Source organism: Hyalangium ruber (assembly GCF_034259325.1).
Classification (GTDB): domain Bacteria; phylum Myxococcota; class Myxococcia; order Myxococcales; family Myxococcaceae; genus Hyalangium_A; species Hyalangium_A rubrum.
The window spans coordinates 624578-639561 of record NZ_JAXIVS010000001.1; the positions used below are offsets into that span (position 1 = coordinate 624578).

The 14984-nt window shown below is 68.9% G+C and carries 13 protein-coding genes; 5 read left to right on the forward strand and 8 right to left on the reverse strand.

Annotation, left to right across the window (positions count from 1 at the left end; genetic code table 11):
* Positions 1-60: 60 nt before the first annotated feature.
* Positions 61-1746, reverse strand: coding sequence for a M20/M25/M40 family metallo-hydrolase (locus SYV04_RS02605; RefSeq protein ID WP_321543965.1), 1686 nt, complete (start codon positions 1744-1746; stop codon positions 61-63).
* A gap of 7 nt (positions 1747-1753) precedes the next feature.
* Entirely contained in the window at positions 1754-3232 is a 1479-nt protein-coding gene (gene cysS / locus SYV04_RS02610; RefSeq protein WP_321543966.1) for a cysteine--tRNA ligase, read from the reverse strand.
* A gap of 95 nt (positions 3233-3327) precedes the next feature.
* On the opposite strand from cysS, the gene SYV04_RS02615 reads away from it, so the two are divergent.
* Together SYV04_RS02615 and SYV04_RS02620 are read left to right on the forward strand one after the other, a co-directional pair.
* A complete protein-coding gene (locus SYV04_RS02615) occupies positions 3328-4689 on the forward strand; it encodes an FHA domain-containing protein (RefSeq protein ID WP_321543967.1) in 1362 nt (453 codons plus the stop codon).
* Positions 4690-5059: 370 nt separating this feature from the next.
* On the forward strand, positions 5060-5434 hold the full coding sequence (locus SYV04_RS02620) for a hypothetical protein (protein ID WP_321543968.1): 375 nt from the start codon (positions 5060-5062) through the stop codon (positions 5432-5434).
* Here SYV04_RS02620 and SYV04_RS02625 read toward each other — a convergent pair.
* Positions 5425-6096, reverse strand: coding sequence for a hypothetical protein (locus tag SYV04_RS02625; RefSeq protein WP_321543969.1), 672 nt, complete (start codon positions 6094-6096; stop codon positions 5425-5427). The two genes, SYV04_RS02620 and SYV04_RS02625, sit on opposite strands and share 10 nt — an antisense overlap.
* Before the next feature lie 64 nt (positions 6097-6160).
* Positions 6161-6658 carry a CarD family transcriptional regulator gene (locus SYV04_RS02630; protein ID WP_224367340.1) on the reverse strand — a complete coding sequence of 166 codons (498 nt, stop codon included), beginning with the start codon at positions 6656-6658 and terminating at the stop codon, positions 6161-6163.
* A 257-nt stretch (positions 6659-6915) separates the two neighbouring features.
* Between SYV04_RS02630 and SYV04_RS02635 the strand changes: the two genes are divergently transcribed.
* A complete protein-coding gene (locus SYV04_RS02635) occupies positions 6916-9315 on the forward strand; it encodes a DNA internalization-related competence protein ComEC/Rec2 (protein ID WP_422723901.1) in 2400 nt (799 codons plus the stop codon).
* A 4-nt stretch (positions 9316-9319) separates the two neighbouring features.
* Complete coding sequence (locus SYV04_RS02640) at positions 9320-9574, forward strand: hypothetical protein (protein ID WP_321543971.1); 255 nt, start codon at positions 9320-9322, stop codon at positions 9572-9574.
* A 17-nt stretch (positions 9575-9591) separates the two neighbouring features.
* On the opposite strand, the gene SYV04_RS02645 is transcribed toward SYV04_RS02640, so the two are convergent.
* Positions 9592-10791, reverse strand: a complete 1200-nt coding sequence (locus SYV04_RS02645; RefSeq protein WP_321543972.1) for a carbohydrate-binding family 9-like protein — start codon at positions 10789-10791, stop codon at positions 9592-9594.
* A gap of 189 nt (positions 10792-10980) precedes the next feature.
* Here SYV04_RS02645 and SYV04_RS02650 point away from each other — a divergent pair, with 189 nt between their 5' ends.
* On the forward strand, positions 10981-11784 hold the full coding sequence (locus tag SYV04_RS02650; protein WP_321543973.1) for an FHA domain-containing protein: 804 nt from the start codon (positions 10981-10983) through the stop codon (positions 11782-11784).
* Between the two features lie 4 nt (positions 11785-11788).
* On the opposite strand, the gene SYV04_RS02655 is transcribed toward SYV04_RS02650, so the two are convergent.
* From SYV04_RS02655 to SYV04_RS02665, 3 genes are all read right to left on the reverse strand, one after another.
* Positions 11789-12223: a PH domain-containing protein gene (locus SYV04_RS02655; protein ID WP_422723902.1), complete on the reverse strand. Its 435-nt coding sequence runs from the start codon at positions 12221-12223 to the stop codon at positions 11789-11791.
* A gap of 62 nt (positions 12224-12285) precedes the next feature.
* Complete coding sequence (locus tag SYV04_RS02660) at positions 12286-13659, reverse strand: tetratricopeptide repeat protein (RefSeq protein WP_321543975.1); 1374 nt, start codon at positions 13657-13659, stop codon at positions 12286-12288.
* Positions 13660-13671: 12 nt separating this feature from the next.
* Positions 13672-14982 (reverse strand): adenylosuccinate synthase, encoded by a 1311-nt coding sequence (locus SYV04_RS02665; RefSeq protein ID WP_321543976.1) that lies wholly within the window; start codon positions 14980-14982, stop codon positions 13672-13674.
* Between the last annotated feature and the right edge of the window lie 2 nt (positions 14983-14984).

The following is a 14984-nucleotide window of genomic DNA, read 5'->3' on the forward strand; positions in this document are numbered from 1 at the left end:
CGGGCCGCATGGCCGGCTGGTTCTTCCTGCACGCTTGCCCGCCAGCGGACGGAGGCGGGGCTACTTCGCCCCCCTTGCCTCCTGCTCCTGGACGGCCTTCAAGGCCTCTTGCCGGGGGAGTTCGAACTCGTCGCCCTTGTTCCAGCGGGGCATCTCCGGGGTCCGCGCCACATGCGCGCCCAGGAGGAAGAACAGGCGCACGTCCTCCACCGCACCGCTCAGCTCCCACTCCGGGGTCAGCTCATCGGAGGGCTGGTGGTAGCGGCGGACCTCGTACAGTTCGCGCTGCTGCTTGCCCCACCCTTCTGGCTTGCCGATGAAGTCCATGCCGCTGCCGAAGTACGCCGCCGGCACACCGCGCTTGGCGAAGGCGAACTGGTCCGAGCGGTAGAAGAACCCCCGGTCGGAGAGCGGGTCTGCCTTCACGACGCGGCCCTGCGCCTTCGCCAGCCCGGTGATGAGGGCATCCAGGCTGGACTTGCCCAGGCCGATGACCGTGACATCCCGCGTACGGCCATGGATGTTGGCCCCATCGATGTTGATGTTGGCGGCGATGCGGCCTGGAGGCATCGGCAGGTGCTCGGCGAGGTACTGCGAACCCAGCAGGCCCTGCTCCTCGGCGGCCACCGCGGCGAAGAGGATGGACCGACGGGGCGGCTGGGGCAGGGCCTGGAAGGCCCGGGCCACCGCGAGCATCGCCGCCACGCCGGAGGCATTGTCCAGGGCGCCGTTGTAGATGGCGTCCTCGCCCGGCTTCGCGTTGTCCCTCATCCCCAAATGGTCATGGTGCGCGGTGTAGAGGACGACTTCGCGCGACAGCCTGGGATCGCTTCCGGGCAACAGGCCCAGAACATTGGCGGTGGGCCGACGCCGCACCTGGTTCTGGAACTGCGTGGAGACCTTCACGCCCAGCGGCACCGGTCGGAACTCCCGCTTCTGCGCCGCGGCCCGAAGCGTGTCCAGGTTCTGCCCTCCCAGTTGGACGACGCGCCGGGTCGCCTCCTCCGTGGTCCATGCCTTCACCTGGAGGCTCGAGCCCGAAGTGGCGGGCAGCTCGAATTGCTCCCCCGTCCACGAGGTCTGCACCACCTGCCAGGGATAGCCGGCGCTCGGCGTGGTGTGGAGGATGATGGCGCCAGCGGCGCCCACCTTCGCGGCCTGCTCGTACTTGTAGTCCCAACGCCCGTACCGAAGCCGCGTCCGGCCCGCGAAGAGGTTCGGATCGTCCTCCGGATCGCTGTTGAGGATGAGGAGCGTCTTGCCCCGCAGGTCCATGCCCTTGAAGTCGTCCCAGCCGTACTCGGGGGCGACGATGCCGTAGCCCACGAAGACCAGCTCCGACTCCTGCAGCCGAACCTCGGAGTCCTGCACCCCGGCGACGGCGATGAACTCCTCGTGGAACTTCAGCTCGGCGCGTCCCGACGGAGTGCTGAACGCCAGCGTCTCCGGGTGACCGTTGAGGCCCACGAGCTCGAAGGACTGGAGGTACGTCCCATCGGAGCCCGCCGGCTTCAACCCGAGCACCTCGAACTGGGAGGCGATATACGTCTGCGCCAACGCATCCCCCCGCGTCCCCGGCCCTCGTCCTTCCAGGAGATCATGCGAGAGGAAGCGCACGTGCCCCCGAAGCACGTGCGCTTCGATGAGCTGTGCCGCCGTCTTCTCCGAGGAGGTGGTGAGCGGCACGCCCTGGGCCAACGCCGGAAAGCAGAGCAGGCAGAGGAGCAGAGCCCACGCGCGCATCATGGGCGAATCAGGCGGCCTCGGTGGCAGGGGCCGCCACCTTCCACGTGGTGCCAGCCGCCGTGTCCATGATCTCCACGCCCTTGGCCTTCAGCTCCGTGCGCAGCCGGTCCGCCTCCGCGAAGTTCTTCGCCTTACGGGCCTCGTTGCGCTCGGCGATCAGCCGATCCACCTCCGCCACGTCGATGCCTCGCTCCCGCACCGCCCGCTCGCGCCGCCGAAGCAGCCACTGCGCCGGCTCATCCTCGAAGAGCCCCAGCACCCCCGACACCTTGCGCACGTCCTCCCGCAGCGCCTGCAGCGTGCGGCCCACCAACGCCTTGTCCTTGACCGGTGGCTTGTCCGTCAGCTCGTTCATCAGCCCGAACAGGCCCGACAACGCCGCGAGTCCGTTCGGAGCGTTGAAGTCGTCGTCCATCGCCGCCTCGAACTCCTTGAGGAAGCGACCCGGCTCGCCGTGCAGCGGCCCCTTGCCGAAGTCCTTGCCCGCCACGCGCTCGTCCACCTTGCGCAGCGTCTCGTAGAAGTACTCCATGCGGTACTCGGCATCCGCGATCGCCTTGTCCGCGAAGTTCAGCGGGTGCCGGTAGTGCGTCGACAGGAAGAAGAAGCGCAGCGCCTCCGCGTCCACCTTCGTCAGCGCGTCCCTCAGGCGCACCACGTTGCCGAGCGACTTCGACATCTTCGCGCCTTCGATGTCCAGGAAGCCGCAGTGCATCCAGTACTTCGAGAACTGCTTGCCGCTAGCGCCCTCGCTCTGGGCGATCTCGTTCTCGTGGTGGGGGAAGATCAGATCCAGCGCGCCCCCGTGGATGTCGAACGACTCGCCCAGGTACCGCGCGCTCATCGCCGAGCACTCGATGTGCCAGCCCGGTCGCCCCTTGCCCCACGGGCTGTCCCACGACGGCTCTCCCGGCTTGGCCGCCTTCCAAAGCGCGAAGTCCAGCGGCTCGCGCTTCTGGTCGCCGGGATGCACTCGCTCGCCCGCCCTCAAGTCATCCAGGTTGCGCTTGGACAGCTTCGCGTAGTCCGGATAGCGGCTCACCGCGAAGTACACGTCCCCCTGGGACTCGTACGCCACGCCCTTGTCCACCAGCTTCTGGATGATGGAGATGATCTCCGGGATGTGGTCGCTCACCTTCGGCGAGACGTCCGGCTCCACCATGTGCAGCGCCCGCGCGTCCTCCCGGAACGCCTCCACGAAGCGGGACGCCAGCGCCACCGGCTCCTCCCCCGTCTCGTGCGCCGCCTTGATGATCTTGTCGTCGACGTCCGTGTAGTTGCGCACGTACGTCACCCGGAAGCCCCGATACCTCAGATACCTCACCACCACATCGAAGGAGGTGAAGGTGCGAGCATTCCCGATATGTATGTAACTGTAGACCGTGGGACCGCAGACATAGACGCGAACAGCACCCGGTTCGGTGGGCTCCAGGGGCTCTTTCTGCATCGTCAGCGTGTTGAAGAGCGTGATCGACGGCTGCGCCAAGGCGAGGGTTCCTCTCATCAGTCAACGGACGGCAACAACTCTAGGCTCCTGAAGGTGGCACAGTCAGCCACCAATCTGGGAGAATGGTTCTTGGAATGGCCCCCTCCAACCCCAAGCGACCGCCTCGCCCTCCCCGCCCTCCGGGTGCGCCGTCGCCCAAGAAGCAGGAGGTGGAGCTGCCATTCGACGACGACGAGGTGGCGCCGCTGCAGGAGGATGATCCGCGTCCGCAGCGCGTGCCCCAGTTCCCCGCGGGCCCTCGCCGGTCCGCTCGCCGCGCGGGCGCTGGGCGGGATGCCCGGGGGGACCGCGAGCTCTCCACCCGGTTCGATGCCAACGAGTACTCGGATCCCGGCCACTCGCCCGCCTTCCTCTATGTGGAGCGCGGCCCCGGCCTGGGCCAGCTCATCCCGGTCAAGCAGGGGCCGCTCGTCATCGGTCGCGCGTCGGCGTGTGACTTGCGCCTCCAGCACCCGTCCATCAGCCGCCGCCATGCGCAGCTCATGCGGCAGGGCGAGCGCTTCGTGCTCCGGGATCTGGGCAGCCAGAACGGCACGTTCGTCAACCGGGTGAAGCTCACCGGAGATACCGATATCCGCGTCGGGGATGAGATCTCCCTGGGAAACGCTCTGATGAAGCTGCGGGGGCCGGGCAGCTCGTCGGACAAGGTGCCGCTGACCGCGCTGCCGGTCCACAAGAAGCCCGCGCGCATGGCCATGAGCCTCACGCGCGTGGCGCTCGTGGCGGCCGCCGTGGGCTCGGCGGTGGCGGCCCTGCTCACCCTCGCCTTCCTGAAGATCACCTCTCCGGAATCGGAGGGCACTGCTTCCACGGACAGTGCGTCGGGCGCTTACGTCCCGCCCCCCTCCGCCACGGAGGAAGAGCGCGCGGCGAGTGCGACCGAAGAAGAATCTCGCGCCGCCAGGCCGATCGTACCGCCTTCCAGCGCCAAGGCCTCGGGCCCCCGCGCCTCGTCGATCAGCGCGAAGTCCGCCGCCTCCCGGAAGGAGTCGGGTTCCCGCTCCAGCGCCCAGGGCACCAAGTCCTCCGCTGGAGAGGAGCGCGCGGACGTCATCTCCCTCTATGAGAAGGGAGACGTGGCCACGGCGCTGAGCCTTGCCCGGAGCGCCCAGCTCGAGTCACTCGCCTCGCGCATCACCGACTTCCAGAGCGCGCAGGAGGCGGGCCAGAAGGCCCTCAACGCTCGGGACACCGCCAGCGCCCTGCGGCACCTCTCCGCCGCCCTCGCCGTGGATCAGGAGCTGTCCCAGGGCTGGAGCGTCCAGGGTCGCAAGCTCCGCAAGCAACTGGGCCACCTCCACACCCTGACGGGGGTGGACCAGCAGAAAGCCGGGGACACGGGCGCCGCCCGAGAGTCGTTCAAGACGGCGCTGAAGTACGACCCGTCCAACGCGCGAGCCAAAAAGGAGCTTCAGCAGCTCGGCGGGCAACCGTAGCTCCCGGGGAATGAAGCTTCGCGACCCACTGTCCAGGTTCGGGGTCGCCGGCCTCCTTTCGGCCGAGGCATCGTGGTACGACCCCTGCGTCACTGAACAGAGGATGGCAGCGGCGGGCATGGGCCCTGCGCGGGTCCAGGCTCCAGCGGTGGCATCCTCGGTGGCGTGAGAGCGGGTGGACGTTGTCGCAAGCAACGAAGGCGAAGTTCCTGGAGGCTGGGCCCTTTCATCAAAATCTCAAGGCGCGGCTCGAAGAGACCTGTCAGGAGCTCGGCGTACGCTACCGGACGCGGCACAGCGTGGGCGCGGCACTGAAGAGTCAGGTGCGCTGGCTCAAGCGGATGGGGCAACCTGCCCTCGGAGGTGTGGCTTGAGCGACGAGACCCCGGAGAAGATTCGCTTCGGACGTTCGCAGAAGTTCCGGCTCTCCCAGAAGGGCACCGAGGCCGTGACGGAGTACAAGCTCATGCTCGAGAAGGCCCGCTCGGGCTCGGGGCGTGCCCAGTTCGACGCGGCTCGCGCCGCGTGGGGAGTCCCTTTCAACCTCACCGCCGAGGATGGGCTCTTCCTCGTGGAGTTCAGCGAGGGAGATCGGACGCTCCCGGAAGCTACACGCAACCTCGACGGCTGCGGCACCACAGCCAAGGAGGTCAAAGCGGCCGTCGAGCGGCTGCTGGCGTGCGGCATGCTCGAGGCGGTCGTCGCCCCGCCCCCTCCCGTCGCGCCTCCCCGCCGTTACTGGTGAGGGCCGCGCTGGCGACGAGAGGCCACCTGGCGTAGGCCTCGGGCAAGGAACAGCCCATTGGCGCCGATGAAGAGCACCAGGACCAGCGCCACCAGCACCCGCCCCCAGTCCTCCCACGGCCGCTGCCCTTCGATGACGATCCACAGCCGCCCCGCCACCGGCTGCACCTCGCCCTTCGAGCGCAGCAGCGCGAACGCCTCCTGGTAGCGCGGCGAATCCTCCTCCACCAGGAGCCTCCCCCGCACCGCGAAGGGCCGTTGATCCGGCTGCGGCGGGGGCTTGCCCTGCACCCAGTCCTCCCCCGGCAGCACCGGGCGGCGCACCACGAACGGGGACTCCTTGAGCCCCACCAGCACGTAGATGGCGCTCCCATCCCGCTCGTAGGCGCCGTGCGTGGTGGGGATGCCGTGGAGTTGGGCGTAACGGTTGGAGACCAGCGCCTCGTAGCGATAGTCCCCCTCCGCCCCCAGCGACAGCGGCGTGCGCGGCGTGAAGAAGTAGAGCAGCTCGAGCCGCTGCATCCACAAGAGCGCCACGCTCACCCCGATGGCCACCAGCGCCACCGGCAGCTTCACCGGGCTGCGCGAGCGCCGGGCCTGCCGGGCCTCCAGCTCCGCGATGCGCTGCTCCCGCTCCTCCCGAATGCGCTGTTCTTCGGACATGAAAAAGCCCCGGGTTCCTCGAGGGGAGCCCGGGGCGGAGCATGCGCCAGCGGCGCGGTGCGTGCTAGGCGGCGATGTTGAAGATCTTCTTCAGGTCCGACTCGATCTCTTCCTCGGAGCAGTCCTTGGCCAGCGACAGCTCCTTGATGAGCAGCGAGCGCGCCGTGTCCAGCATCTTGCGCTCACCGAACGAGAGGTCCTTGTCGCCCTTCAGGAGGTAGAGGTCACGCAGCACCTCGGCGATCTCGAAGACGGAGCCCGTCTTGATCTTCTCCATGTACTCCCGGTAGCGACGGTTCCACGTGGTGGAGTCGACCGAGATGTCCTTCTCCTTGAGGATGGAGTAGACCTGCTTGACGTCCTCCTCGCTGATGATCTCGCGAAGGCCAACCGAGCCGACCTTGTTGATTGGGATCATGATCCGCATCCCGTTCTCCAGGATGCGCAGCACATAGAAGGACTGGCGCTGCCCGGCCACCTCGGTGTGCTCGATGCCCATCACCTCGCCTACACCCTGTCCGGGGTAAACCGCCTTGTCACCAGTCTTGAAGCTGGTCTGCACTCGTTACCGCCTCCTTGAATGATCCGGCTCCGGCCACGAAGCACGGCATGACTACCACAAACCACACCAATCAGCAACATTTCCCCTGCCGAGACCTTGACCGCTCCTGAACGAGCCGACTACGGTGTCGGATTTCGTGTGTGCCCCCCTCCGCTGTGGGTGGGGTGCTGGGGACAGGACGGGCGGGGTGGGGTGTGGATCGATATGCGTGGCGCGACCTCGGCTCGCGACCTCTATTCTTTCCTGCACTGAGTGTGATGCTTGGCGCTACTGCTAGCGCCGAAGGAACGGGCACCCTCAGCGGGAAATTCCTGATCATCGCGGCTCTCCTGGGTACGGCCGGCCTGGCGCTTGCTCGCCTGCCTGGTGTCCATCTCGGGGTGTTGTTCGCGCTGGGAGCCATGGGCGCGGGGCTCTCTGGACTCGAGGGCCGCGTGGAGGTGCCTCCCGAGCTGGCGCAAGGGGGCCCTGCCGTACTCGAGGGGGTGGTAGAGCGGGTGGATCCGTTCGAGGACTCCACGCGCCTGCAGCTCGCCGTGGCGCGGGCTGGGCGCACGGCGCACTCCACTGTCCCGGCGCGGTTCCGCGCGAGTGTGTATCTGCGCGGCGGGCCCTCGCTGCTGCCGGATCAGCGGGTGCGGGTGGAAGCCAAGCTCCAGCCCCTGGAGCCTCCCTCCAACCCTGGTGAGAAGAACTTCGCGGCGGCGCGGCGACGACAGGCGGTGGTCTTCAGTGGGAGTGTCATGGCGGGAAGGCTGCTGGTGCTCTCCCCTGCTCCCGCATGGCGGCGGTATGTGGCGAGGACCCAGCAGGGACTCTCGGACGCCGTGCGGAAGGTGGCTCCTTCGGAGGACTCCGCCGCGCTGTTCCTCACGCTCGCGGCGGGACAGCGGGCTTCGCTGGATGATGCGTTGGAGGAGGCGTTCTCTCGCAGCGGGCTGGCCCATGTGCTCAGCGTGAGTGGGTTGCATGTAGCGGCGCTCGCGCTGATGACACTTGCCTTGCTCAGGCGCTTGCTCGTTCGCGTAGGCGCGCGCTTCCGGGGGATGGATGCGCGCCGGGTCGCCGCGCCCGCCTCGGTGCCCTTCGTCTGGGCCTATGTCGTGTTCACCGGCAACCAGACTCCCGCAGTGCGCTCGGCGGTGATGGCCACCGTGGTGCTGCTGGGCCTGGCCCTGTGGCGGCGCGCGGAGGGGCTCAACAGCCTTGCCGCCGCAGCGATCGTGCTCGTCATCTGGACACCCTCCAGCGTCGCGGATCTGTCGCTGCAGCTGTCCTTCCTCGCCGTGTTGAGCCTGCTGCTGCTCACGCCCGCGCTGCGAGGGGCCTTTCCCATCGCGCCCCCCGAGCCGGGCGAGGAGCGCCGATGGGTGCGGATGGCCCGGAACGCGCGGGAGACCGTCCTGGAGACCTTCTGTGCCAGCGCGGCGGTGACGGTGGCGAGTGTGCCACTCGTGGCCAACACGTTCGGCCGCGCGAGCCTGGCGGGGCTCGTCTCCAACATCGTCTGTCTGCCGCTGTGCGGGCTGCTCACCGGGTTTGCCGCCGGGGGCGCGGCGCTCTTCACCGTCTCTCCGGTGCTGGCCACGCCGGTGCTGTGGGGTGGCGCCTGGGCCTCGGAGCTGCTGCTGGTCCTCACCCGCTTCTTCGCAGCCGTGCCGCTGGCCACGGTGGAGCTGCCTCCCTTCGGCGCGGGCCTCTCCGCGCTCTATGCCCTGGGGCTGGCGACGTGGGCGCTCGGGGTCGGCCGGTGGCGGTTGGGGGGCGTGCTCACGCCCCTGGCCGTGGCGGTGGCGCTCCTCGCACCGTGGCTCACGCCCCAGGCGCCCCTGCGCATCACCTTCCTCTCCGTGGGCCAGGGAGACGCGGTGGTCCTCAGCTCACGCGGGCAGCACGCGCTCGTGGACGGAGGTGGCGTTCCTCAGGGAGGAGACACGGGCACCCGCTTCGTCCTCCCCTTCTTGCGCCACGAACGCATCGACCGTCTGGCGCTCACCATCCTCTCCCACCCCCACCCGGATCACGCACTCGGGTTGATCTCCACGCTGGGACAGGTGCGCACGGAGCGACTGTGGCTCCCCGCCGGCAGCACGGACGGGCCCCTGTCTCGACAGCTCATCGCCGCGGCCCAGGGCGCCAAGGTGGAGGAGGTCCAGGTGGGCTCACCCGCCTTCGTGCTCGGCGAGGCGACCCTGGAGGTGCTGGGGCCTCCGCTGCCCGAGGATCGGGAGCTGATCGAGGGCGTGAATGACCGAAGCGTGGTGGTGCTCCTGCGTCACGGGGACGTCACCGTGCTGCTCACAGGGGACGTGGAAGAAGCGGGCGAGGAGTTGCTGCTCGATCGCGTGGGGCCGGTGACGGTGCTCAAGGCGCCCCACCACGGCTCGCGGACCTCCTCCACCGAGCCGTTCCTGGCGCGGACCCGCCCTCGGTATGTCGTCTTCTGTGTCGGCCGCCGCAACCGCTTCGGCTTCCCCCACCCGGAGGTCGTGGAGCGGTATCGAGCGCTGGGGAGTGAGTGCTTCCGAACGGATCTGAACGGTGCCGTCACCCTGGAGAGCGACGGCAAGGATGTCCGCCTGCATGGGTTCCTTCCGCGCGAGGAGCCTCACACTGGCCCCCCAGTTGCCCCGCTCGCCCACCATCCCCACCCTTGAGGAGATGATTTCAGACGATCTCGACCTGAGGCAGCTCACCGCGGAACTCAAGGCCTCGCTCGGACCTGGAGAGCCTGTTGGCTACCTTCGTGGCAAATCGCTGATGCGCGACATCCTCGTGGAGCGAAAGGGCTTCTCCGAGCTGGAGGCCGAGGAGCTCATCGACACCCTGGAGCTGCGCGGCTTCCTCCGCTTCCTGGGCGATCCCACCGAGCGCTCCGTCGCGGACTCTCATTGGGAGATCTCTCCGCACGCGTAGCCCGGAGCGCGCTCGCCCTACTCGAAGGCGAGCCAGCCGAAGCGCGGCAGTGCGTGGAAATCTCCGATGAAGAGCGGGGAGAAGGCCTGTCCTTCCACGTTCCTTCGCTCGACGTGCTCCAGCCGGTACAGGTTGAAGCGCCAGCGGTCTCCCTTCTTCGGCGGCACGTTGGGCACCTCCGCCAGCCGGGCGAAGGGGATCTGCATCTCCACCGTCCAGCCGTCGTCCCGGTCGGAGGGGTCGTCGAGCGTCCCTCGCACCTTCACCGCCGTCTTCATCCCCGAGTCCCAGCCCGTGTCCATTCCCTGGCGCCGGGCCGGGAAGTACGCGTCGAAGATGACGTTGTGCGGAGAGACCTGCAGCTCGTTGTACGTCCGCCCGTCCGCGTTGGCGTCGAGGAAGATCTCCACCACCTCCTGCTCGTAGATGGGGTCGTCTCGCTTGCGCAGCGTGCCCCAGACGTCCGGGTCCACCACCGCGAAGGCCACGTAGAGGTTCGCGTCGTCGTAGAGCAACCGCGCCTCGGTGCGCAGCGAGGCAGGCTGTCCGTCGAAGCTGCCGCGCAGCACCACCGACGGGGCCGTCTTCCAGGCTTCATCGCCGAGCTCCCCGTCGAGGACTGGCGGCTTCGTCGCACGGGAGACTTTGTACTCCGGTAGCTCGGGGGCACTGCCCAGCGTCGGCCCCAGCATTCGGTTCTGGCCGTCCTGGGCTCGCGGGTCGTCCACGGCGAGGCGCTCATCTCCCCTCCAGAAGCCGAGCACCACCCGGCTGGGTCCTCCCGGCATCGACACGGTGTGGACATCCTCGATGACCTTGCCCACGGGCCACGAGGCGAGCGGCGCCATGCCGTCCTGAATCTCGTGGTCGGCGTTCATGAGCATCTGCCCGGTGGCCGCATCGATGACATGAGCGAAGAAGCTGTAGCCCTGGGGCGGCGCGCGCTGCGCCTGGAAGTAGTGCGCCAGTCGCACGGGTTGGCCGGGCGCGGCCTGCGCGGGTGTCACCTGGGAGCCCAGGTACACCACCGCTCCTCCACCCAAGGTGGCCCCGCTGCGGAACGTGAGCTCCGCTGGCGCGGCGTCCAAGGTGCGCAGCTGCGTGGGGGGTGGCAGGCGCTGGGTGCGCGGCCGAGGTCCGGCCTGTTCGTCACGACAGGCGACGAGGCCCAGGGTCAGCGCTAGCAGAAGAGAGAGGAACGGGCGGGCAAGGTGCATCGGGCCGGGGAATCTAGCAGGGCACTCGGGAATCCCTGGGTTCCCGCCGCTGAGTCCCACCGTCTCGCGGCGGAGACGGTCCGTCCACGCCCGTGGATGGTCCGTGCGGAGCGTGCTGGGGAGCGCCCCGTAACCCCTTGAAAGTCGTGGGCTGGAGAGCCGGCATCCCGATTGCTCTGGCTGCTGGCCATGCGCTTCGAATTCGAGCACCTGGGCACCACCACTCCTTTTGAACTCGCGGAAGGACAGCACCTGCTTGGAGGGGGCGCCGAGGACCAGGTGCGGCTGGAGGGCCTTCCTCCGGGCTTCCTGTCCCTGTGCATCGAGGGCGTCCGGCTCACGGTGGCCGCCGCGCAGAACTTCACCGTCAACGATGTACACGTGCCCCGTGGCGTTCCTCGGCTGGTGCTCCCAGGAGAGGTGGTGGGGCTGCCCGAGCAGATGCGCCTCAAGGTCCTCCAGGCCCCTCACAGTGGCGAGCGCGGCGTGGGCACCATGGCCGTGCTCAAGAACCTGCTCACCGATGGCGCGGACCTGTCCTCCTCGCGCGCCGCCACCCTGACCTGTCTCACCGGACTGGACGTGGGCCGCACCTTCGTCCTGGCCGAGGCCCAGACGGACCTGGGCCGCGGGACGGGCGTGGACTTCCGCCTGCGCGACCGCGCCGTCTCGCGCTCCCACGCGCGCATCCTCCGCCAAGGCACCACGTTCACCGTCCTGGACCTGGGCAGCCCCAATGGGGTCTTCCGCAATGGCCAGCGGGTGAAGGGCTCCGCCGATCTCGCGGAGGGGGACGTCATCGAGTTGGGGAAGACGATCCTGCGCTTCCAGGCTCCCGTGGAAGTAGAGGAGCCCGCTCTGCTTCCCGAACCGGCCTTGGAGGCGCCCGCGGTGGAGCCCGAACCCACGCCTCGGGGAGAGTGGTGGTTCATCGGGCTCGGCGCGGCAACTGCCCTCGCGGGCGTGCTCGTCACCTACGCCCTGGTGGGCTGAAGCCTCAGGAGACCATCGGCGAGAGCCCCGCGCGCTCCACCAGCAGCGCCGCCAGCCGCCGATGGTGCTGGAAGAAGCTCGTGAAGTTGACGAAGCCGCCGTTGGTCCGGATGGCGTAGACCGTCACCGGGCCGGGCAGGACGTCCACCTTGTGGATCTCCTTGAAGGAGAAACGCCGGGTGCGAACCATGCCCCGATAGGTGATGCCCCGCGCATCCACCACGATGCGGGTGCGCGCGTAGTACGTCAGCGATACGCCAAAGAAGACGACGAAGAAGATCACCGCGAAGAAGGTCTTCGCCGGAACGTCATCGAAGCTCAGCAACAGGTACACCAGCACTGTCACCCAGAGGATACCGGCGGCTGCCATCAGCGCCGCCAGGACACGCCGAGGACGAAAAACCTGCCGAGTACCCGATGCGGAGTCGTGCCCGTCCATAAGGACACGCTAAGCACCCGGGGTGACATGCGCCACCGGATCGCCGGGAATTTCGCTGTGGCTTAACGCAGGCGCTCGGCGGTCTGGCGTGCCTCGGCCTGCAGGTCCGCTCGTACGTCCCGCGCGGTGGAGGTGGCATAGCGCTCGTAGCTGGTACGCGCCTCCGCGTTGCGGCCCAGCATCCGGTACGCCTCTCCCAACCCATAGAGTGGGGAGGCCATCTCCGGCGCCAGACGCAGGGAGTACTCGTAGTCCAGCGCGGCCTCGGCATAGCGCCGCAGGCCGATGTAGGCGCTGCCCCGGGCGGTGTAGGCCACCGAGAGCGTCGGCTCGAGCTGGATGGCCTGGGTGAGGCTCTGGAGCGCCCCCGCGTAGTCCCGGGCCTGGATGCGCTGCACGCCCTGCTCGTAGGCGCGGCGGGCCTGGGCGCGCGTCGTCTCCGCCACCGGGCCGAAGCCCGGCGCCACGCCCTGCGCCTGCGGAGAGCCACCCTGCTGCGCCAGCCGGGCCTGGGCCTTGGCCACGTTGTCCTGCGCGCTCTGGCGGATGGCGGCATCCGGGGTGAGCTGCGCCACACGGTTCCAGTGCTCGATGGCCCGCGCGTAGTAGCCCAGCACCGCCTCCGCGTTGCCCAGCTTGAACAGCGCCTCCACGTTGCCCGGATCCGCGTGCGTCGCGTCCAGGTAGGCAAACGTCGCCTCGCGGTAGCGGCGCTCCTTCATGAGGGCATCGCCATCCCGCCCGCGGGTGATGGAGAGGTTCGTGTTGGGCGTCACGCCCGGCGAGGCCTGGACGACCGCGGGAGCCACAGGAGCCACGGGTGCCACGGGTGCCACGGGAGCTTGGGGTGCCGGGGTGGGCGTCGCGGCGGGCGCCGGTGCCGTCGCGGCCGGCATTCCCACCTGCGCGCGCAGGGCCACTGCCTGCTCACGTGCCCTCTCCACCCACTTCTGCTCACTGGGGCGCTTCTCGCGCGCCACGTAGGTCTCGTACGCGGTGATGGCCTTGGCGCTCTCGCCGAGCTGGCGGTAGCTCTCGCCGAGCCCATAGAAGCCATCCGGATCATTTGGATCGAGCTGGGTGTAGCGCTCGTAGGCCCGCGCCGCGGTGGTGAAGTCCGACGCCTTGCGCGAGGCGTAGCCCAGGTTGAACCAGGCCAGCTTGAAGTCCGGGTCCGCCTCGGTGGCGGACTTGAACAGCGCGGTGGCCTCCGCCGACTGGCCCTTCTTGAAGAGGGTGCTGCCCAGCCCGTTGAGCGCCGGGGCCCAGTTCGGCGTCTCCTGGAGCGCCTTGCGGTAGGCGGCGGCGGCCTGGTCCAGCTTGTTGGCCGCGAGCGCCTTCTCGCCCTGCTCGAACGCCGCCTTGGCAGGAGCCGATGGCGTCGCCGCGCCCATCAGCGCCGTCGCACAAGCGATGAGGATCCAACGAGCCACCATGACAGCCCCCTGTCAGCCGCGGAATGGGTTCTGGAGCAGCACCGTCTCGCCGCGATCCGCGCCCACGGAGATGCACGTCACCGGCACGCCGGAGATCTCCTCCACGCGACGCACGTAACGCTTGGCGTTCTCGGGCAGCTCATCGAAGGTGCGCACCCCCGCGAGCTTCTCGTCCCAGCCCGGCATCGTCTCGTAGATGGGCTTCACGCGTCCCAGGTCCTCGTAGTCTCCCGGCAGCTCGGTGATGCGCTGGCCGTCCAGCTCGTACGCGTTGCAGAGCTGCAGCGACTTGATGCCGGACAGCACATCCATCTTCGTCAGCGCCAGGCTGCCCAGGCCGTTGACGCGCACCGCGTAGCGCAGCACCACGCCGTCCAGCCAGCCGCAGCGCCGCGGGCGCCCCGTCGTCGCGCCGAACTCGTCTCCCACCTTGCGCAGCTGGTCGCCCAGCGCGTCGGTCAGCTCCGTGGGGAACGGGCCGCCGCCCACGCGCGTGGTGTAGGCCTTGCTGATGCCCATCACCTTGTCGATGGCCGTGGGGCCCAGCCCCGAGCCCACCGCCGCGTTGCCCGCCACGCAGTTGGAGCTGGTGACGTACGGGTAGGTGCCGTGGTCCACGTCCAGCAGCGTGCCCTGCGCGCCCTCGAAGAGGATTCGCGCGCCGCGCGCCACCTGCCCCGCCAGGAACAGCGAGGCGTCTCCCACATGGGGCCGCAGCCGCTCGCCCAGCGCGGAGAAGTCCGAGGCCAGCGTGGCGACGTCCAGCGTCGGCACCGCCTCGTTCGCCTGCCGGCACAGCTCGCGCAGCTCCTCCAACGCCACCGGCAGCCGCTCCTCGATGCGCTTCTGCAGTCGCGCGGGCTGGAGGAGATCCCTCACGCGGATACCGCGGCGGGCCACCTTGTCCTCGTAGGCCGGGCCGATGCCGCGCCCCGTGGTGCCGATGGCGCTGCCCCCGCGAGCCTTCTCCCGGTAGGTGTCCAGCAGCTTGTGCCACGGGAAGATGACGTGCGCGTTGTCCGAGATGAGCAGGTGCGCGTCATCCTTCAGGAAGCCGCGCGTCTTGAGCGCGTCGATCTCCCCGACGAGCACCGCCGGATCCACCACCACCCCGTTGCCAATCACGCAGGTCTTGCCCGGGTGCAGGATGCCCGAGGGGATCAGGTGCAACACCGTCTTCTGCCCGCCCACCACCAGGGTATGGCCCGCGTTGTTGCCACCCTGGAAACGCACCACCACCTGGGCGTGCTCCGTGAGCAGGTCGACGACCTTGCCCTTGCCCTCATCTCCCCACTGCGCTCCAACGACGACGACGTTCGGCATGC

Bases quoted from the DNA above. Each gene is read 5' to 3' on its own strand.
- SYV04_RS02605 (WP_321543965.1), bottom strand. From the start codon at position 1,746: ATGATGCGCGCGTGGGCTCTGCTCCTCTGCCTGCTCTGCTTTCCGGCG.
- SYV04_RS02615 (WP_321543967.1), top strand. From the start codon at position 3,328: ATGGCCCCCTCCAACCCCAAGCGACCGCCTCGCCCTCCCCGCCCTCCG.
- SYV04_RS02625 (WP_321543969.1), bottom strand. From the start codon at position 6,096: ATGTCCGAAGAACAGCGCATTCGGGAGGAGCGGGAGCAGCGCATCGCG.
- SYV04_RS02635 (WP_422723901.1), top strand. From the start codon at position 6,916: ATGCTTGGCGCTACTGCTAGCGCCGAAGGAACGGGCACCCTCAGCGGG.
- SYV04_RS02640 (WP_321543971.1), top strand. From the start codon at position 9,320: ATGATTTCAGACGATCTCGACCTGAGGCAGCTCACCGCGGAACTCAAG.
- SYV04_RS02645 (WP_321543972.1), bottom strand. From the start codon at position 10,791: ATGCACCTTGCCCGCCCGTTCCTCTCTCTTCTGCTAGCGCTGACCCTG.
- SYV04_RS02650 (WP_321543973.1), top strand. From the start codon at position 10,981: ATGCGCTTCGAATTCGAGCACCTGGGCACCACCACTCCTTTTGAACTC.
- SYV04_RS02655 (WP_422723902.1), bottom strand. From the start codon at position 12,223: ATGGACGGGCACGACTCCGCATCGGGTACTCGGCAGGTTTTTCGTCCT.
- SYV04_RS02660 (WP_321543975.1), bottom strand. From the start codon at position 13,659: ATGGTGGCTCGTTGGATCCTCATCGCTTGTGCGACGGCGCTGATGGGC.
- SYV04_RS02665 (WP_321543976.1), bottom strand. From the start codon at position 14,982: ATGCCGAACGTCGTCGTCGTTGGAGCGCAGTGGGGAGATGAGGGCAAG.